This is a genomic window from Marinobacter sp. LV10R510-11A (genome assembly GCF_900215155.1).
In the GTDB taxonomy this organism is placed as follows: Bacteria; Pseudomonadota; Gammaproteobacteria; order Pseudomonadales; family Oleiphilaceae; genus Marinobacter.
Genome location: NZ_LT907980.1, coordinates 1,716,706 through 1,735,739 on the forward strand (window position 1 = coordinate 1,716,706; position 19,034 = coordinate 1,735,739).

General features: G+C 51.3%; 17 protein-coding genes and 3 pseudogenes. 11 read left to right on the plus strand and 9 right to left on the minus strand.

Annotation, left to right across the window (positions count from 1 at the left end; all coding sequences use genetic code 11):
* The first annotated feature begins 183 nt into the window (after window positions 1-183).
* Both CPH80_RS08170 and CPH80_RS08175 read left to right on the plus strand, forming a co-directional pair.
* A complete protein-coding gene (locus tag CPH80_RS08170) occupies window positions 184-1,071 on the plus strand; it encodes a hypothetical protein (RefSeq protein WP_096276793.1) in 888 nt (295 codons plus the stop codon).
* 251 nt (window positions 1,072-1,322) lie between these two features.
* A complete protein-coding gene (locus tag CPH80_RS08175; protein ID WP_096276795.1) occupies window positions 1,323-2,255 on the plus strand; it encodes a hypothetical protein in 933 nt (310 codons plus the stop codon).
* Window positions 2,256-2,300: 45 nt separating this feature from the next.
* On the opposite strand, the pseudogene CPH80_RS22370 reads toward CPH80_RS08175, so the two are convergent.
* The 8 genes and pseudogenes from CPH80_RS22370 to CPH80_RS08215 all read right to left on the minus strand — a co-directional run.
* Window positions 2,301-2,441: pseudogene (locus CPH80_RS22370) on the minus strand (IS3 family transposase); the annotation flags it as partial.
* Window positions 2,442-2,764: 323 nt separating this feature from the next.
* Entirely contained in the window at window positions 2,765-3,079 is a 315-nt protein-coding gene (locus tag CPH80_RS08185) for a short-chain dehydrogenase (RefSeq protein WP_096276799.1), read from the minus strand.
* 107 nt (window positions 3,080-3,186) lie between these two features.
* A complete protein-coding gene (locus CPH80_RS08190) occupies window positions 3,187-3,528 on the minus strand; it encodes a hypothetical protein (RefSeq protein WP_096276801.1) in 342 nt (113 codons plus the stop codon).
* Window positions 3,529-3,631: 103 nt separating this feature from the next.
* Window positions 3,632-4,165: a hypothetical protein gene (locus CPH80_RS08195; RefSeq protein WP_157746869.1), complete on the minus strand. Its 534-nt coding sequence runs from the start codon at window positions 4,163-4,165 to the stop codon at window positions 3,632-3,634.
* A gap of 304 nt (window positions 4,166-4,469) precedes the next feature.
* Window positions 4,470-5,357, minus strand: coding sequence for a hydrolase or metal-binding protein (locus tag CPH80_RS08200; RefSeq protein WP_096276805.1), 888 nt, complete (start codon window positions 5,355-5,357; stop codon window positions 4,470-4,472).
* Window positions 5,358-5,418: 61 nt separating this feature from the next.
* Entirely contained in the window at window positions 5,419-6,438 is a 1,020-nt protein-coding gene (locus tag CPH80_RS08205) for a YqaJ viral recombinase family protein (RefSeq protein WP_413772264.1), read from the minus strand.
* Window positions 6,439-6,505: 67 nt separating this feature from the next.
* Complete coding sequence (locus CPH80_RS08210) at window positions 6,506-7,468, minus strand: DUF932 domain-containing protein (RefSeq protein ID WP_096276808.1); 963 nt, start codon at window positions 7,466-7,468, stop codon at window positions 6,506-6,508.
* Between the two features lie 30 nt (window positions 7,469-7,498).
* Entirely contained in the window at window positions 7,499-7,849 is a 351-nt protein-coding gene (locus CPH80_RS08215) for a hypothetical protein (RefSeq protein ID WP_096276810.1), read from the minus strand.
* Between the two features lie 904 nt (window positions 7,850-8,753).
* On the opposite strand from CPH80_RS08215, the gene CPH80_RS08225 reads away from it, so the two are divergent.
* From CPH80_RS08225 to CPH80_RS22375, 4 genes are all read left to right on the plus strand, one after another.
* Complete coding sequence (locus CPH80_RS08225; RefSeq protein WP_157746870.1) at window positions 8,754-9,728, plus strand: hypothetical protein; 975 nt, start codon at window positions 8,754-8,756, stop codon at window positions 9,726-9,728.
* 87 nt (window positions 9,729-9,815) lie between these two features.
* Window positions 9,816-10,769 (plus strand): IS1595 family transposase, encoded by a 954-nt coding sequence (locus CPH80_RS08230; protein ID WP_096276816.1) that lies wholly within the window; start codon window positions 9,816-9,818, stop codon window positions 10,767-10,769.
* Between the two features lie 12 nt (window positions 10,770-10,781).
* Window positions 10,782-11,243 (plus strand): hypothetical protein, encoded by a 462-nt coding sequence (locus tag CPH80_RS08235; protein ID WP_096276818.1) that lies wholly within the window; start codon window positions 10,782-10,784, stop codon window positions 11,241-11,243.
* A gap of 756 nt (window positions 11,244-11,999) precedes the next feature.
* Window positions 12,000-12,641, plus strand: a complete 642-nt coding sequence (locus CPH80_RS22375) for a PEP-CTERM sorting domain-containing protein (RefSeq protein WP_096276820.1) — start codon at window positions 12,000-12,002, stop codon at window positions 12,639-12,641.
* A gap of 229 nt (window positions 12,642-12,870) precedes the next feature.
* On the opposite strand, the pseudogene CPH80_RS08245 reads toward CPH80_RS22375, so the two are convergent.
* Window positions 12,871-14,011: pseudogene (locus CPH80_RS08245) on the minus strand (IS3 family transposase).
* Between the two features lie 576 nt (window positions 14,012-14,587).
* On the opposite strand from CPH80_RS08245, the pseudogene CPH80_RS08250 reads away from it, so the two are divergent.
* The 5 genes and pseudogenes from CPH80_RS08250 to CPH80_RS08270 all read left to right on the plus strand — a co-directional run bounded on the left by CPH80_RS08250 (window position 14,588) and on the right by CPH80_RS08270 (window position 18,998).
* Window positions 14,588-16,564 (plus strand): annotated as a pseudogene (locus CPH80_RS08250) (type I restriction-modification system subunit M).
* Window positions 16,561-17,847 carry a restriction endonuclease subunit S gene (locus CPH80_RS08255; RefSeq protein ID WP_096276822.1) on the plus strand — a complete coding sequence of 429 codons (1,287 nt, stop codon included), beginning with the start codon at window positions 16,561-16,563 and terminating at the stop codon, window positions 17,845-17,847. Before CPH80_RS08250 ends, CPH80_RS08255 begins: the two are co-directional and overlap by 4 nt.
* Before the next feature lie 54 nt (window positions 17,848-17,901).
* On the plus strand, window positions 17,902-18,102 hold the full coding sequence (locus CPH80_RS08260) for a CopG family transcriptional regulator (RefSeq protein ID WP_096276824.1): 201 nt from the start codon (window positions 17,902-17,904) through the stop codon (window positions 18,100-18,102).
* 105 nt (window positions 18,103-18,207) lie between these two features.
* Window positions 18,208-18,498 (plus strand): DUF1778 domain-containing protein, encoded by a 291-nt coding sequence (locus CPH80_RS08265; RefSeq protein WP_096276826.1) that lies wholly within the window; start codon window positions 18,208-18,210, stop codon window positions 18,496-18,498.
* The gene (locus tag CPH80_RS08270; RefSeq protein WP_096276828.1) at window positions 18,495-18,998 is read left to right on the plus strand and encodes a GNAT family N-acetyltransferase; all 504 of its coding nucleotides are present in this window, start codon (window positions 18,495-18,497) and stop codon (window positions 18,996-18,998) included. The genes CPH80_RS08265 and CPH80_RS08270 overlap by 4 nt, the downstream gene beginning before the upstream one ends.
* Window positions 18,999-19,034: the final 36 nt, after the last annotated feature.

Below are 19,034 nucleotides of genomic sequence, written 5' to 3' on the forward strand. Positions count from 1 at the left end.
ACGCTCCTCTGCCGATGATGGGGAACTCTTCCTGAGGCACAGGTTGGCGATTCTTTCCGCTCGGATGATTTTACGCAGGCAAAAGGCCCACCGCGTAACTTTTACGGATTGCAACCTATTGAAATTATTATTTTTATGCGAAACTTAGTCTCCTATCAACACTAATAATATCAAGGAGCTTAATTGAATTTAATCAAATTATTACCACTCAGTATTTTGTCGTTGGCACTCATAGCGTGCGGCGGCGGTGGCGGCTCAGACAATTCTTCGAACGATGATTCAAGCGAGCCAATTATCCTCAATGAAGGCGGGCCTGTAAGCGACCCAACCCCTATTGATTTCCAAAATCTAAACGAGATAAAAACCGAAGCTTTCTATAATCACTTCGGGGTGAGCGTGGGCGCAGGCGACATCCTGATCATTTCAGGGAACATCGACACCGTCATTAATGATACGGACAACCGCCGATGCCTCGAACAGGATGGTTATTACACCGGCATTCGAATTCTCAATCTATCTGGTGTGAATGAAAGCATAAAGCGTTCATGTACGCCCTATTTCTTCCACCAATTTATTGACGCAGGGAACTACGATTTAAAACTCGGATTCCCGAGTGCCAAAGGGTCCTTCGTGGCAACAATTTTGCCGGCGGATTCCGAGCCTCAGCTTGGGAACCAGCTAGGTACGGGCGGTCATCCTGAAAACTTGGGGCGTATTGATATTGATGGAAAAAACAAGCTGACATCCCACCCAGCAACGAACCATTTTGGTTACAAGGGGAAGGCTGGTGAAACGATCTACCTACAGGCTTACGTGGACCCACGGGAAGATGCCACAACGGAAAGACGTTGCAGCGAGTTCGGGGATTACTTCAGTAATAAATATGCATTTGGCTGGGCTGTCATGTCTGAAGACATCTCAGGCAGCATCTATCACCGTCAACCAGTCTTCAGTTGTTCTGGAAGCCTTGAGCACACGTTCCCTAAAGATGGGATTTATCACTTCAACTTCCGCAGCTTTCTCGGTGGAACCGGTTATTTTTATGCGACCACCACACCTGCACCGCTTTAATCGATTAAACATGAAACATGAAACTTGAAACATCTTGCTTCCTTATTGCTGGTGCTGAGGTTAACTGCCCGCTTAGATGCATTATTGAAGCGGTTTTTGTGCCACCAAAAATGGCTATGCAGCGTCAACTATCTTGTCCGAACCGGCCAAGCTAATTGTCGCGCTATAAATAGAAAAGTGGATGGCGTCCTAATAATTAGACAGCCTTGGTCTCGAAATATAATTCTAATATCTTATACGTGGAGTGCTTCATGAAGCTACGGATAGCAGTGTTAGTTCTAGCATTCCCTTTCTTATCAGCCTGTATTGAAAGGGATGATGACTCGAAGCAAGAGGCGAAAAGCCAAGCAAACGTAGACCCGTACATTGACGGTATTGGTGATTTGGAGCCCGGCGAATACACAGTGCATTTAGTAAGTAGTGGAGCCTCAAGCCCAGAAGAGGGGTATCAAGTTGGTTGGGTGTCAATAACTAAATCTGGGAGAATAGTGAGAAATAGCGTGAATCACCCGTCTCCTCAGTGGGTTGGGAATGCTAAGTTCAAAAACGATCAATATTTCGAATGGCATGAAACATTTGTGGACTGGAAAAATGGAGTCAGCATTCACGAGCCCACTGAAACTCAAGGAACAGTACTGAACGAAAAGACCTTTAGCACGCCAGACCCCAGTGGGGCGCCGGAAACTCAACTTTTGTATGTCAAAGCGGATCAAGACACTCAGGCTCCTCCTATTACTCTTGAAGAACTAAGTGCGACGTACACAGGTTACAACTTCCTCGTGGACGATCGAACGATTTCATTCACAATTGATAGCGGTGGCGCCATAACTGGCGCAGATAACAAAGGTTGTGTTTTTAATGGGCAAGTGAGCAACTTGTCGTCTAATTACCGAATCTTTGACATCGATTTTGAAGTAGCAAACTGTCAAGGAGATACAATTTCTTCGTCGAAGAGAAATGGCAGCTTCAGTGGGGTAGGCATACTTGATCAGACTACATCTGTCAGTATCTATGGCAGACATGGCACGTTTGGTATCGGCAGTATGCATGACATTAATTCTGGGTCTAACGTGTTCAGTTTTTTTGCCCAAGATGACGACTTTGCATACCACTTTCTGAGTCCTACCTCAGTGCTGAAAAGGCAGCGCCTTCGCGAACTTTATGGCCCTACCCACGAAAAGTAGACACTCAGCCATGCGAATCTGCGCTCGTAGTCCACCGAGCTTATTATAGCCCAAGCTGGAGTGTCTTCTCTTCCGGTTATAAAACATTTCAATGTACTCGAAGATAGCGGATTGGGCGGTCGCGATCGACTCAAAATGCTCAGCGTAGATCAGCTCCACTTTCAGTCGGCTTAAGAATGATTTCATTGATCAAACGATTGTCGTGAGTTAAACGCCAACGCGCCTGCACCGGCGATTGAAGCAGCTGGGTTACCAGCTGCCGTTCAAATCGTTTCGGATGAAAAGCTGGCACAATCCTCAGAGTCCACTGGCCAGCTATGCGATGGCAGCCGTTGGTTGCATGGCGCGCTCGGGTTGGTTGACCTGACCCGCCAGCGTATGGGGCTCTGTGACCCGGCACTGTCGGCACAAGCGTTTACATGAGTCGTATACGTAGTCCGTATGTACGATTCTGCGAGAGGGCTGAGACGGTGACGTCTCACCTACTCGATACAAAGCAAACAGGGTGTTTAAAAAAGATAATTTATTTCATCGTTGGAAACGGTATGAACTTCAACCAAAGTCGAGCCCTTATGCTGGACGGTACATATTTTAATAGTACTATCAGTGCCCTCTTCTTTTACGTATACACAAGAAGCACGTCTTCTCTTAGAAGGATTGTATTTATTGTCTCCATTAAACTGGTTAATTTTTCCACCTTTAATTACAGTAATTAAAGTTTCTTCCTGATCACCATCCCGGTCAAACAGAACAGTTGCAAATTGCTGACTTGAATCTATTTCAAATTCAATATCGTCGAATTTTAACTCTTTCACCTTGCTCATCGTTTTCCCTCAACTATAGAATTAAAAATAATTACTATGCATAGACATCGACACCTAACGATTGCATTAGGAGCATTTCTTGTTTGTACTTGTTAAAGCCTGCTCGTTCATTGGCACTTGGAGGCCCAGCCGAAAAATGCATCTCGGCCTACGCTAACTGACATAAACTTGTAGAGCTTGGTTTGACTCCCGTTTTCATGGTTGTTGATATCCGCTAGATAGTGGAGTCTGCCACGAAGCAAACCCGTTACTGAGTATCCATTTTCTATTTCTCGCGAACTGACGACCGCAAGACCCTCCCAAGATGAACCAACACACAAAGCCACCTGTTTGGCATCTTTAAAGCTTGTATGCACTTCATCCGGGCCGCTTTTACGCATATTGTTGGGAGAGGCGCTACAACCAACAAGAAATAATGCTAAAGCTGAAACAATTAGCGGGTTTCTCACAACTTCCTCTTTTCGTTTTTACGTCGTGCAAACCGACGCGAGCTTGCAAGCGTCCGGTAGCCGACGGCTGCAAAGTGATGCGCTTTGTCAGCGGTGATCAAGGTCAAAGTGAAATCCTTGATGATTGCTGTCGTTTGGAACCATCCTCTTCAGCCCAAGTCAACGATACGTCAAATGCTACCCCCGTATCAAATGAGAGAGCCGCTATCAAGCTACAATCACCACCTGGCGCTAAACGTGGTATTGGTAATTTCACGTCAGCATCGCCAGTCACAAGAGGCGATGACTTGCCTTCGATTGACGTCACCTCCAAATCGATATCTTTTGCCGCAGAATACCCCCAGTTTCGTATTACGAACCTCGCGTTCTTAGCACTACCTTCAAGGTTTACACGAATATCAGCTTGCCTATCACTAGCAGAAGCTATATCTGACTTTTCAATCTTCTCGACTTCGTCACGGTGAAGCTTCAGCTGAAGTTCAGTAAGCTCTTCTTGCTTCTCTTGCAGGCGACGCGATCGGGCTTCATTCGCGCTTGATCGGCGTAACGAAACTATTGAAACAATAAGGCCGCCGCCGGCTAATAACACTCCACAAGCTGCAACGATGATAGTGATGACTTGATAAGGTTCCATCATGGTTTCTGTAATCGCTAACCGTGGATATATCGCATGGGCTCTACCCCGTTTCCACGATATTTCAAAAAAGTGTGCTCTCGATAAAGCCACTTTTCTGTCACGCCACACGGGGCCAAGTCTTATATTTAACAGTAGCTTAACTCAATCACTCGAGCACCACCATGTGATCGCTTGAATTCTTTATTGCCTGCTTGCGCCTGCGAGTGATGAACCCTGCCCGGTTTACTCTCAAGCCAGCGCTTCCCAACAAAAAAAACGTGCATGGGCCCAGGCGAGTGGCCCGTGGAGGACCACTCGTCAACATCTACCCAGAAGCCGACTTAGTGGAGTTCAGATCTTTCCGCAGTTTTGATACGACAGAAGAATTATCCAGCGAGCCTTCGTCTGCCGCAGCAGGATAAAACTCTTCAACTACCTGGTTCATCTCGTCCTCGTCATACTCAAACAGCGCATTCTCGAATCCCTTAGCTGCCGCCTTATCCAGCGCAGCCTGGTCAACGCCCTCCTCCTTCATCTGTCTGGCTTTCTCTCTGGCTTGGGCAACCGCCTCCTGCAATGGCACCCCTTCCTTGATAACCAAATCCACGTAGTAGATCGGCGTCCGATGGCTCTGTGTTGTGCTTTTGCCCCGTAGCTTCAATTCCAACGGCATATACGCAAGTAGACCGCCAGAGACTGCCTGGTAGTAGCTCAGCCTGGCCGCAAGCGTTCGGATGCTGTTGTAGCCCGTTGTGCGGAAGATGAACGTGCCCACGTCATCATCATCGCCAACCTTCACATTCAGACGGCCATAGGGCTTACACAGCCCGCCTTTACCAAACTCACACAAGGTTGGTGAGGGGCATGGCAAAGATTGCACTCCTGACTGCGTCAGACGCCTACACGTGTCGCCATTACCTACACACATAGGTCGACCGCTTTTCCGATCGAACATGGTGTACTCAGCCCGCAGGTTAAGATCTGCTTCGTTGAACAGCATGCGCACAGGAATGGTTCGCAGCTTGCCGTTCGGCGCGTCTTTTCGTAGCTCTTCATCTATGGGGTGGGTAACCCATCCGCTTTTCTCCTGAACCTGGGAGGTAATGGTGAATTGATTATCTTTTTGAGGCAGTCGGATGCCGTTCTTTTCAACGACCCGACCAATGCTGATGCGCCCCAACACGGGAGGCGTAATAGCCAAACCTTTGATCATGATGACTCTCCTGAAAAAGAGCCGCGGGGCACTTGTCATACCCGCGTGGCCAATGGGGTGTTCATGCTTGAATGAGGAACCGTCGGCTTCCCGACTTGGTGATTGGATATTGATCCATAAGCCCTGGCTGATCCTGAAGCAGCTTCTTCGTATTCAGCCCGACGGAATCTTTGCTTCGTTTCCAGCTAACGCTCCCACTTGGGAAAGTGGCCTTTGAAGCTTCACCCATTTGGCTTTGGATGCGCTGCTTCAAATGCGACTCGGTGGATTTCAGGGTTTCCATTTCAGAACGAATGGCCAGAAGCTCGTCAAACGCCTGGGACAGATCTTTGCTCTGGCTGAAATCCAGGGTTTCCCCTTTATCAATTGGGTAGAGGTGGCGCAGCGCTCGATCGGCAGAATCGGTTCCGTCAACTGGTGGCGGTGTATCCGTTTCAACGAAGTCCCAGAACTGGCGCTCCAGCTCAATCAGTGCGTCGATGAGCTCTTCATTCCGTTCAATTCGATAGATTTTCAGTTCTTGCCCACACAGCAGCACGCAGACATCGGCGGCCTGCTTACCCGTCACAGCCAGCTGATGCTGCACTTGGCACTGGATGTAATCCGGCACGCCCTCTTTCCACAGACGCGTACCAAACTCGCCTGCGGTTTTGCATTCCAAGATCTGCACTTCTTCATCGCCTGCTACGGCGTAATCAAGGTTCGCCAGCATCCAGTGCTTATCCGGGTCAGAGTGCTGCAGTACCGCATTCACTCGGCGTACCTTTCTGCCTGTCTGCTGGCTGTATTGCTCAGCTACGATGGGCTCCAGAACATGACCCCAATACACCGGTGAGCTGGGGTCGTCTGAATCCGGCTTTGGTAAGCTCGCATCCCGCCCGGTTTTCACCATCCACAGCTCAAGCTGGGATTGATACGGGTTCATGCCAATGGCTGCAGAGGCATCGCTACTGCCAATGCCCTGCTTGCGCACATTCAGCCATTCGTCACGACTGAGATCTTTGGTGGAGACCAGCCTTAAAGCTGGTCGCTGCTTATGAACTACTGTTGCATTCATGCCCATGGTAATTCCTCCAGACATAAAAAAGCCCCGCAAGAGCACTAGGCTCAAGCGGGGCTTTATGACGTTTTAGTTTTATTAAAGGGTGTTAAACCACAAGGGACATGGCCTGTTCTAGCGCACGGTTTTTGACGGCAGCGCCGGTTCCGAACCAAGCCGAGTCCACGCGATGATCAATCGTCTTAGCTCTGCGGTGGTGATCAATGAATTCGGTTATTGAATTGACTAAGCCATAGGCTGTGCCATCGGATGACGCCAAGGCTGCGCCCATACCCTCGCCCTCATAAAGTGCAAGCGCTTTTGCCATGGCTCGTTCATTGGTTTTGCCAACGCCCTCCTTCACATCTTCCGTAAACACTTTCAAGAAGTAATTTCTGGCCTCGGTGGCTTTTACCTTGCGCTCACTCAGAGTCTTGAGGCGGTACATGAAGTCGTCCCAGGCCGACACCGATATGCCCAACTGCTTCTTCACCAAGTTCGCATCGAAAGCTGTGTTGTGCTTCACCTTGACCGCGTTGGCCGTGGCACCCTTCAAGGCAACAGCGAGTGTGTTGTTACAGACCACGCGGATACTGGTGAACTGTGCGGTGGTTGCCATGGTGCCGTCACAGGCGGTAGCCAATAGCACGTAGGCGTTCGTTTGATCGTTGCCCTTGAGCATGCCGGATTGACCGGTACGGGCAAGGGCCCACATTTTGCGACCGCCCTTCAATACACCGGCGGTATCCAGCTCAAAGCCCGATACCTCAGTCAGGTCCCGATAGAACTCCAGTATTTCTTCTGGCTGAACCACTTTGAACCGATTACCCACGACCGAAAGCGGAGCTTTGGTATCCGAGCGGTAAAGCACCTTACTGTCCGGATACGCCAGGATTTCCCCAAGGTGGCCGGAGCTATTGGTAACGAACCGCACGGGACTTTCTTCAATCTGCCAATCCAGACCGGCCTGCTTCGCCCAAACGTCCAGAGGCTGATTTGATGTGAGTTGATTCCCCAGGCCATGCCAAGGGGTTTGGCCAACATAGGCCATTTGCTCGATGAGATGAGCCATGGTTGTTCTCCTTAGAAAATGCGGGGGGAATTAACGGATGTCGTTCTCAGAGCCGGAATCGGCACTGAAAGAATAACCACACTCTAGGCAGTGGTAATTGTCGAGGACACGGTCGTCCAGGACATCGCCCAGAATCACGCCAGCAGATGCACCGGTTGCGCCGCCCAGAAGCGCACCGATTAAAGCGCCACTGATGCCGCCGACTGCTGCGCCAACAGGACCAGCCACTATTCCCAAAGCCGCACCCGCCTGAGCGCCAGCCGTGGCAGCGGCATACCCGCCATAGGTCCCAGCAGACGCGCCGATGACACCGGCCGTTTTCTTACCGTAGTTGTACTTGCCGATCCGGACAGACTGGCAGTTGGGGCATTGTTCAGGCATTGGATTGACCTCTGTGAATTACTGGGCAAGGCACTGGTTGTGCCGGACTTCACAGGAGTGATATAGGTTTGAAATAATTTCGGATAGACGCGGCTCTGGCATTAATTACCACGCGTTTTCACGACTGCTCAAATACTTGTTAGTGGCAAGCCCCGATATCCTAGACACCTCACAACTTCATGAAATGCTGCGTCTCGAACACAGCTCGGTTTTGATAGTCCGCGTGTTTGGACCTATCGTTAAAGATCCCCAGCCCCATCACAGGCACATCGTCGCCTGCTGCCAACAACGTCGACGTCCTTCCAGTCACTACCGGTGAATTTCCCACAGGGCGCGCAAGGTCAGTAAGCACAACATACTTGTCCATTTTTTTTACACTTAACTGTCTTCACTAAATCGAACTTTTTATAGGTAGTCGAAATAAATAAATTTTTAGCAGTATGGCATGGTATTTGTATATTTTTTAAGTGGTAAGACAAAACCAATATTCAGGCCTTGTCGTGGCCTCAATCAGCCTCTCGTTCGTGGGTCTTTTAGAACAAGAATAGCGGTCAGTGTATGTCGTCTTTGTTGTTCAACAATGTTGCCGCTCTGTCCGATGATTTTATCAACGATCAACTCAGGTCCTGATCTCACCAAATTAATAATATGCTCTCTGATCTGAGATCTGGGTGTTAAACACGGAAAAATCTAGCCCCAGGCTAAGAGGCTAAGAAGTTGGAGATATCTCATGGAAAAATCGTACAGGCATACTTTTAATAGAGTTCTTTGGATCCCTCTGTTTGCCGCCCTTTTATTGGTTGGGTGTGGAGGCGGCGACAGTAGCAGCCCGGACGATACTGGTGACTCGGCCGATTCGAATGACAGCTCACCCCAATCAGTCGGATATCTTGTGGATTCCGCCGTGGGCAATCTGACCTTTTCCGCCAATGGGATCGACGGCGAGACCGATGCGGCAGGTCGATTTGGGTTCAATGTAGGCGAGCCAGTGACCTTCAGGCTTGCAGGCCTTGATCTTGGAACCGTGACATTGAGTGGGACCAACACCATCATCACACCGGCTGAATTGCGTGGCGAGACTCGCGGTTCCGAGCCGTATGGGCGGAGCACAAGAAATCTGCTCAGGCTGCTACAGACACTGGACCGGGACGGCAATCCCGAAAACGGTATTGACTTGCCCAGCCCGACAGAGCTTGAAAATAACGGGCTGGCAGATGTCCTCGCAGGCCAGCAATTGGATGACCCCAATTTTGATACTCAGATTGCGTCTGCACTCGTAGAATTGAACGAGTCGTTTAATACAGCTACCGCTCTGGTCGATGAAGAATCCGCTCTTGCCCATTTCGATCTGACTCTGGAAGGTCTGCAACTGCCAGGGAACATCCTCACACTCAGTGACGGTACGATTTCCCAATGGGATGTCTACACCCAGAATTTTGGCGAATACGCTGGTCGACTTACTTTAAATGACAGCGTCAGCGGTACTTATGAGGAGTGGAATCAATGCAGCGACGAGGGTGATGACAGAGGCTGGATCGGCACTCGTGCTCGCGCCGAGGACCTTTGCAGCAGTCAGAATGCTTCCGATATTACCTGGCAGGTCGATGGCCGGACATTCAGCTTCACTAACGGTGCAATCCGGGATACCTGCACGATTCTTTCAGGCGACCGTAACCGGTTTACCGCAAGCTGTAACATTGACCTTGGAGCTGACCGCCAGATTGAGGTGCAGTACTTCGTCCGAACCGGCGTTGATCGCTTCAACGATCAGCTGGTCACTGGCGAATTTACGGAATTCTCTGGTGGCACCCACTTAACCGGCGAGAACAGCTTTTTGACTCTGGAGGCAGATAAAACGGGTGGCTATGAGATTTCTTGATTAGCAACGACCGTCAGCCCGGCTTTTCTTTATGGCGGCGAGCGCTATACTGTATATACGTATAGCTTCTCGATGGAGGATGACGCCATGGCCATGAACCCCATCCAGTTCCAGCCCGGCCTGTCGATGCCCGAGTTTTTCGAGCGCTATGGGACCGAAGCGCAGTGTGCGGCGGCGTTAGAGCAGACGCGCTGGCCGAACGGCTTTCGCTGCCCGCGCTGCGAGGGCACGGCCTATTCTCGGGTGCGTCGGCGGCACCATACGCTGTACCAGTGCTGCGCCTGTCGCCACCAGACCTCGCTGATCGCCGGTACCCTGATGCAGGGCACCAAGCTGCCGTTGGCCACCTGGTTCCTGGCGATCCACCTCATCAGCCAGGCCAAGACCGGGCTGTCGTCGCTGGCCCTCAAGCGTGACCTCGGGGTGAGCTACCCGACGGCCTGGCTCATCCACCACAAGGTGATGGAGGCGATGGTGGAGCGCGAGGCGCGCTACGTCCTCGATGGTCAAGTGCAAATCGACGATGCCTACCTGGGCGGCGAGCGCAGCGGCGGCAAGGCCGGACGCGGATCGGAGAACAAGGTACCGTTCGTGGCCGCCGTCTCGCTCAACGAGGCGGGCCGTCCGCGGTACGTCAGGCTCACCCCCGTCGCGGCCTTCAGCCGTGAGGCGATCGCCGAGTGGGCCAAGACGACGCTGCGGCCTGGCAGCACGGTATACTCCGACGGTCTGGCCTGCTTCGGTGCCGTCACCAGCGCAGACTGTACGCATCAGCCCACCGTGGTGGCGGGGCGCAAACCCCGGGACGTGCCCGAGTTCCATTGGATCAATACCGTGCTTGGCAATCTCAAGACCAGCCTGTCGGGGACGTACCATGCCTTCGGCTTCCAGAAGTATGCGGCGCGCTACCTTGCCGCGTTCAGCTATCGATTCAACCGCCGCTTTGATCTCAGGGCGCTGCCGACACGGCTGCTCATCGCGGCCGTGCGCTGCGCGCCACGGCCTCAGCGGGTCATTCGGTCGGCTGAGCTTCATTGCTAATCAGGTGAGATTTTGAGCGATCCTGTAGAGACCGGAAGTTTTACATGGTCACTTGGCAGCAATGCCGGTGAGCTGCTGTTGAATATAGACGGTGAGAGTGGGCCCGTTGGTGGGCTAGAATTCCTGGGTTATTACGCTGGCACTTTTCACACCCGCGACACGGAGGAAAAAGTCATGGTTCCGGGTTATCGCTCCGTGCAAAGAATTCGTGACGGGGAAGCGATCAGTGTTCTCCGCTATCGGCTTCCTGAAGGCACGCCACTTTGGGAGAACGACGCAAGTCCTGCCGCCAACGCCCGTTCTGATGCAAGCAGATCTGATACCGGCGAGTTGTTCTTCGACGACGGGGGGCAAACTTATGCCTGCCGCATCATGCACAGCATAACGCCGGTCAAGGGCGGTCCAGTTTTGTGGGTGGACTGCACACGTTCAGACGGAAGTGGCACGCGGTCTTTTGAGCTATGGAAGCTGTAATCTTGAATTAACATGGCTAGGGCGCAGATTTCCCAAGCCGACCAATTTGCGCCAGCCCTACAATCATCTCTTGGTCCGTCAGCCCGTTTAAAGCGCCAGTGATCTCGCCAAAAATAGCACTTGTGTCATTACCGCCTTACGCAAGGTCTAGCGGATTGGAGCCAGTATCAGCATTCACACTATTACTTGAGGCTTGCCGTTGCATGCAAACCTCAAGGGAGTGTTTGTGAATCGAATGAGCGTCTATACCCCATGAACGTCGGGAATTTTTACTGGCAAGCCCCAGATGTTCTAAACGTCTGATAGCTTCGAAAAATAATGCGTTTCGAATAGAACCGGTTTTGATAGTTCCGAATGTTTAGCCTGTCATTCTCGATCTCGGACCTCATTGAAGGCAGATCATCGCCTGCAGCCGAAAACGTTGACGTTCTTCCATTCACCACGGGTCACCACGGGTCACCACGGGCCAATTTCCCGCAGGGCCAGTAAGAACAACATATATGTCAGTATTTTTTACACTTAACTGTCTTCGCCAAGCCGATTTTTTTATAGGTCACCGAAATAAAACAGTTTGTGTAACATGGCAGAATATTTGCTTCTTTTATACACGTTAAGGAATAACCACTTAGACCGATTTATGTGGAATTGATTGATGATGTGCGGTTCGAGGCTGCCATGGATCATCCATGACTTGTCCCGAATTCCCAGCGAGTTAATAAGGTTATTATACAACATATTGAATTCAGAGGGGGTTTTATGAGAAAGGTTATTTTAGTGCCGAAACTGATGATTGCACTCTTGTTGCTCACAGGGTTCGGATCGGTCACGGCTGATCCTATACTGGAGTTTAATGACGGCATCCTCGTGGGAGCCAAAAGCGTTACAGTTGGTACCAGTCTATATGATGTTGCTTTTGAAAACGGATCTTGTGATTCCGTCTTTAGTGGCTGCGACCCTTCTACGTTTGTCTTTTCTGATTATGCAGCGGCTGAGCTTGCGTCTAATGCCTTACTTGATCAGGTCTTTCTCGATGTAGCGGGCGGTCTCGCCTACGATTCCGATCCTCAATTGACGTTCGGGTGCACTGGAGGTGCTCCGGGTGTCTGCATCGTTAACACGCCGTATTCATTTTTCACTTCCGACAACGGTATTCCGGCTGCTAACGTAGCTGTCGCGGGAAACGTAGATTCGTCCAACCTCCGAGGCGACATAGTTTATAGCGCTGCGCTGGCCGCGGCCACTAGTCTTAGTAGTATCGGCTGGCAGAACCATGTTTACGCACTTTGGTCCGCCCCCGTTGCTACTGTCCCGGAACCCGGATCACTTGCATTGTTAGGCTTGGGCCTCGCCGGGTTGGGTTTGTCTCGTCGCCGCAAGGTACAAGCATTAAAGGCTTAGTTAGCCCTTCTTTCAACGCGGCAAACACCCATCTCCACCAATGCCTTACGTAGTCACCAAGAACCGCCTCCAGATCAGGGGCGGTTTTCTTTTGATCACAAAGCCGATGCAGTCGAACAGAGAAATTCTCCAGAGTCTTTATTGCCAACTTAAGCCACTGGGGCTGAACTGAACCCCCCAGGAAATCAGTGCCTTTTGCTATTCTACCGATTGGCAGGGCCTTAAGATTCTAGGCACCTGACAGCTTCATAAAATACTGCTTTTCAAAATCCACGAGGGAAAGCCCACCGTTATTGCCATGTCGGCGAACCGGGTTATAAAACATCTCGATGTAATCGAAGATATCCTGACGAGCTGTTTTCCGATCCTTGTAGATTTTCCGTTTTACCCGCTCGCTCTTGAGCAACGAGAAGAAGCTTTCAGCAACGGCATTGTCGTGACAGTTGCCGCGCCGACTCATACTGGGTTTGAGCCGGTGATCTTTCAGGAAGTCCCGCCATTCGCGGCTGGTGTCCTGTGAGCCCTGATCGGAGTGGATCAAGACCTCCTGCTTAGGTCTGCGCTTCCAGGAGGCCATCAGCAGCGCATCCATAACTAGGTCTGTCGGCATTTGCGATTTCATGGACCAGCCAACGATTTTTCGTGAGAACAAGTCCAGAACCGCTGCAAGGTACAGGAAGCCCTCGTAGGCACGGCTGTAGGTTATGTCAGTCACCCATCGGTCATTCGGCTTATAGGCCTCAAACTCTCGATTCAGATGGTTTGGTGCAACATGGGCGGGCTTGCCGCCGTAATAGCCCTTGTGGCGTTTGTAGCCGCGCTGAGCACGGATACCTTCCGCCGTCATCAACCGGTAAACCCAGTTCTTGCTGCATCGTTCACCAAGACCCCTCATATCCAGCGCGATGTTCCGGTAGCCATACACGCCACCGCTTTCGAGCCAGGCTTGTTTTATCAAACCAACCAGGCGGCGGTTGGTCTTGGTGCGCGGGCTCTCGGGTATGTGTCGCCAGGCATAGAAACCGCTGAAGTGGACACCCAAGGCTCGCCACATGACACGGGCCCGAAATTCATTCTGGTGAGCCCTGATGAAGCGATACTTTACTCGGACTCTTTGGCAAAGTACCACGCGGCCTTTTTTAGTGTGTCGCGCTCCTCGATCACCCGACGCAGTTCGGCACGAAGCTGGCGAAGCTCATCCTGCTGCTCCGTGATGTGCTGATGCTGACTGCCGGGGTCACCATAAAGCTTGATCCATTAGAGACTGCCATACCCAGTCTTCGGCACACGTCGGATACTTTATAGCCCCGTTCCGCAATCTGCTTGGCCGCTTCAATTTTGAATTCCTCGGAGTATCGCTTTCCGCTCACCACCACCACCTGTAGACTCAGCGTTTAGTGCAAAGCTATCAGGTGTCTACTTTACCGAGGGCTTGCCATAGAATAATGAAGAGCTGACTAGACCACTGCTGGCATTCGACTAAGTGCAAAACCCTGAATTATTGAATGATACTTAAACCTATTAGCAAGCGATAGAATTATGGACGAAACTCTAACAATGGGAACCAATCCCGTTTATCTAGATTTATCTGGGGGTATAAAAAGGGGTATATTGAAAATTAATAAATTTAATACTTATATTAATCAATTAGTTAATGGTTAATGTGAGTCCTGCCGAGGGCGCCAGTTACCCTTCCATCAAGATCCAATCAGGATCGCAACTCTTCGCTTTAAAAGACCTTCCCAGTAAATTCCAGTTTATCAGCCCCCTCGGAAATCGCAGAGCTGGCTCTCATCCAAACTCTTGAATTCTGGTATGGTATTGCCTCAGGAAGAGCCACGGGTTTATTACTCCATTTCCAGCTCACCCCTCACAAAACAATTTTCTCTGGGCTACCCTCGGGCAGTCACCAGTTAAGAATACCAACCGCATGGAGTCGTCCCCGAGTGAACGCCGAGAATAACAGTCAGATCGCCGCCTTTATCTGGTCCGTAGCAGACCTTCTACGGGGCGATTTCAAGCAGTCCCAGTATGGCCGCGTCATTCTCCCCTTCACTCTATTAAGGCGCCTGGAATGTGTCCTGGAGCCCACCAAGGACAAGTTGCTGGTCGGCGCCAGGGCGCATGTTGATAAGCCAGACGCCGTGCGCGAGAAATTGCTCCTGCGCGAAGCTGAGCAGCCCTTTTTCAATGCCTCACCGCTGTCACTAGGTTCGCTGTCAGACACTCAGACCGCTGACGATCTGATGAGCTACGTGCAGTCCTTCAGCCAGGATGCCAGGGAGATCTTCGAGCATTTCCATTTTGAGGATTTTGTACAGCAGCTCGGTGCTAACAATCTGCTCTACCAGGTGGTGCAACGCTTCGCCAGCATCGACCTTAACCCCAAACGCATCTCCAACTTCGGCATGGGGTTGATCTTCGAAGAGCTGATTCGCAAGTTTGCCGAAAGCTCCAACGAAACCGCCGGGGAACACTTCACCCCCCGTGACATTGTGCACCTGACCACCTCCTTGGTGCTGACCGGCCAGGAACATAAGCTGCAGCCCAACAGCATCGTCACCATCTACGACCCCACCGCTGGCACAGGCGGCTTCCTCTCAGAAGGGGATGAGTACATTCAGCAGGTCAGTGACAAGGTGACCGTCTCCCTGCACGGCCAGGAGTTGAATCCGGAGTCTTACGCCATCTGCAAGGCAGACATGCTGATCAAGGGCCAGAAGGTCGAGCAAATCAAACTGGGTAATACCCTCTCCGACGACCAGCTTTACGACTTAAAAGCCGACATTATGCTCAGCAACCCACCGTTTTGGGTGGAGTGGAAAAAGGTCCAAAAGCAGGTCACTGATTAGCACAAGTTTAAAGGCTTTGATGGCCGCTTTGGGCCGGGCCTGCCACGAGTCTCTGATGGCTCCCTGCTGTTTTTGCTGCACCTGGTCAGCAAGATGCGCGACCCCCGGGATGGCGGCTCGCGCATTGGCATCATTCTGAACGGCTCGCCGCTGTTCACCGGTGGTGCCGGTAGTGGTGAATCCGAAATCCGCCGTTACCTGCTGCAAAGCGATATGGTGGAAGCCATCGTCGCCCTGCCCACGGACATGTTCTACAACACTGGCATCTCCACCTACATCTGGATTCTGTCCAACAACAAGCCTGCAGACCGTAAGGGCAAGGTTCAGCTGATTGACGCCTCTGACCGGGCATCCAAGATGCGCAAATCCCTGGGCAGCAAGCGCCAGCTTGTCAGTGAGGCCGACCAGGATGAGATTGTTCGGCTTTATGGGGAATTCCAGAAAACGGAGAAGAGCAAGATCTTCCCCAACGACGCGTTTGGCTACCGTCGCATAACGGTAGAGCGCCCCTTACGCCTGAACTTCCAGGCCTCTGAGGAGCGTATTGCGCGCATCACGGAAGAAAAGGCGATCCAGAAAATGCCGGCGGAAGAGCAGGGGAAAATCCTCGCCGCCTGTCGCGCCATGGACAGCAACATCCTCTACCAGAACCGCCCACGGTTCCAGAAGCTACTGAAAGCCTCGCTGACTGAACACCAGGTCTACCCCGGCACACCGCAGCTCAAAGCTTTAATGAATGCGTTGAGCGAACGTGACCCGGAAGCGGATATCTGTGAAAGCAAAGGCAAACCAGAGCCTGACAGCAGTTTACGGGATAACGAGAACGTGCCCCTGGGTGAGTCGGTGTACGACTACTTCGAGCGGCAGGTGATACCCCACGTGCCGGATGCCTGGATCGATGAGTCCAAAACGGATGAGCAGGATGGCGAGGTGGGTATTATCGGTTTTGAGATTCCGTTTAACCGGCAATTCTACGTCTTCACATCACCTCGACCGCTGGACGAGATTGACTCGGATCTCAAGCACTGTACCAACAGGATCAAAAAGATGATTGAGGAGTTGTCGGCATGAGTTTTATAGCATATTGCAACTATAAAACTACCAATACTCCTGAGTTCGATCAGATTCCAGACTCGTGGAGTTTTAGAGCTCTAAAACATATTGTAGCCACCCCAATTACTGATGGCCCACACGAAACCCCCGAGTTTTTAGATGAAGGCGTACTATTTATCTCAGCGGAAGCCGTTTCAAAAGGTGAAATAAATTTCTCCAAGGCGCGATTCATCGCCCATGATGAACATCGACGATACTCTCGAAAATATAGCCCTAAGCGGAATGATATCTTCATGGTTAAATCCGGCGCCACTACCGGCGTCGTGGCTATTGTTGAAACAGACCGGGATTTCAACATATGGTCGCCCTTGGCTGTAATACGCTGCGAGGCAATAGCAAATCCGAGATTCGTTTTTCATGCTATGAGGTCTAAAAACTTTCAAGAAAGTGTCACGTTGAACTGGAGCTTTGGGACTCAACAAAATATAGGTATGGCTGTACTTGAAAACCTTGGCGTTCCTTTTCCTCCCTTCTCGGAACAAATCCAAATCGCCCGCTTCCTCGACCACGAAACCGCCAAAATCGACACCCTGATCCACGAACAGAAGCGCCTGATCGAACTGCTCAAGGAAAAGCGCCAGGCGGTAATTAACGGTGGCTATGCGTTCAGCAGCAATGAATTCTCTGAGTCTGGCGTTCAACTAATTCGGATCGGAAACCTTTACCAGAGCAAACTTCAACTTGACCGGGAGCCTGTCTACGTTCCAGTGGCGAGCAGAGGAAAGTACAAACACTTTGAAGTAAAACGAGGCGACCTGCTGATGTCTCTTACGGGGACTCTTGGCAAAAGAGACTATGGTTTTGCCGTAATGTATGACGTCGACGAGACTAGCCTGCTGAACCAGCGAGTCGCCAAAATAACTGCTTTATCAGAGAAGATCGAGCCAGCTTTCCTCCTTTTATTACTTCAGTCTGAAGATTATTTGAACCAAATCTATTCACTCCCATCAGGCACAAAACAAGCAAACCTATCCAACTCGAATGTGCTTTCGCCGTGGGTTACGTCCCCGCCTTGTTTCCAAGAGCAGAGTGAGATCGTACATAGAGTTTCAGAGTTAACGTCACGGCTTGATCAACTCATCAGCAAAGCGGGCACTGCAATCTCACTGTTACAAGAGCGCCGCGTAGCCATAATCTCAGCCGCCGTCACTGGCAAAATCGATGTCCGCAACTGGCAGCAACCCGCCGATGAAAGTGCCTTTAAGGAGGTCGCGCGCGACGGGCAGGAGGCGACAGCATGATTCAGGCTGATTTTTACTGAGTCACAATGAATCACATCCATAAAAGGTGCACTTATGTCTAAATCCAATACCCGCGTAATGACCACCCATGTGCCGGTATCCATGGCGGACTGGAGTGCCCGCGCGGATGAACGTGACCAACTGACGCAAGAGGCGCTGACCGAAGTTGACGCGGGGCAAGTGATCGATCATCAGGCGGTGTTGGCCTGGGCCGATAGCCTGGATTCTGATCAGCCGTTGCCTGTTCCCCGCTAATGGAGCTTCAGGATAGGGTGATGTGTAAATTGAGATTGCATTACCTGTAATGACATTAGCAGTACGCCCTGCTACGCTTGGAACTATCAACAGAGGAATCTCATCATGATTTCAGCAAACACTGACCAGCCCAAGCGTGAAACCCTGAACATTCGGATAAAACCCGAAGAGCGTAGCTTAATTGATCGCGCCGCCAAGGCTCGGGGAAAGAATCGTACCGAGTTCGTTCTTGAGGCGGCTCGCATTGCCGCCGAGGAAGCCATTCTGGATCAGGCCATACTGTCAGTGACACCGGAAGCGTATCAGGCGTTTCTTGACCAACTGGATCTGCCGCCAAAACCAAATGAGCGGCTGCGTAAGACCATGCAAGCCCCTGCACCCTGGGACACCGAATGACGCTATCGGCACCCACACCCATTGGGCCGGAGCACGACACGGAGAGTTTTGATTCTACGGAGTCCAGTCTGGACTGCTGGCTCAAACGCCGTGCATTGAAGAATCAAGCCAGTGGCGCATCCCGAACCTTTGTGGTGTGTGAGGGCAATCATGTGAAAGCCTATTACGCCCTGGCGTCGGGTGCCGTGGTTGCAAACCATACCCCGGGACGCTTCAAACGCAACATGCCAGACCCGATTCCGGTTGTGATACTTGGACGGCTGGCCATTGACCGCACGTATCAAGGCGCAGGGTTGGGCCGTGCCCTTGTTCGCGACGCTGGATTGCGAGTTATTCAGGCGGCTGATGCCATTGGCATCCGGGGAATGGTGGTTCATGCCTTGTCAGAGTCGGCTAAAGATTTTTATCAACGGCTGGGTTTCAACCCTTCGCCCCTTGATCCAATGATGCTGATGGTCACGCTGAGCGATTTAAGAGCCAGTGTTCAGGAAACGAATTAAAACGTGTTTTTATGGCCTTCGGCCAACCCTCGCCAT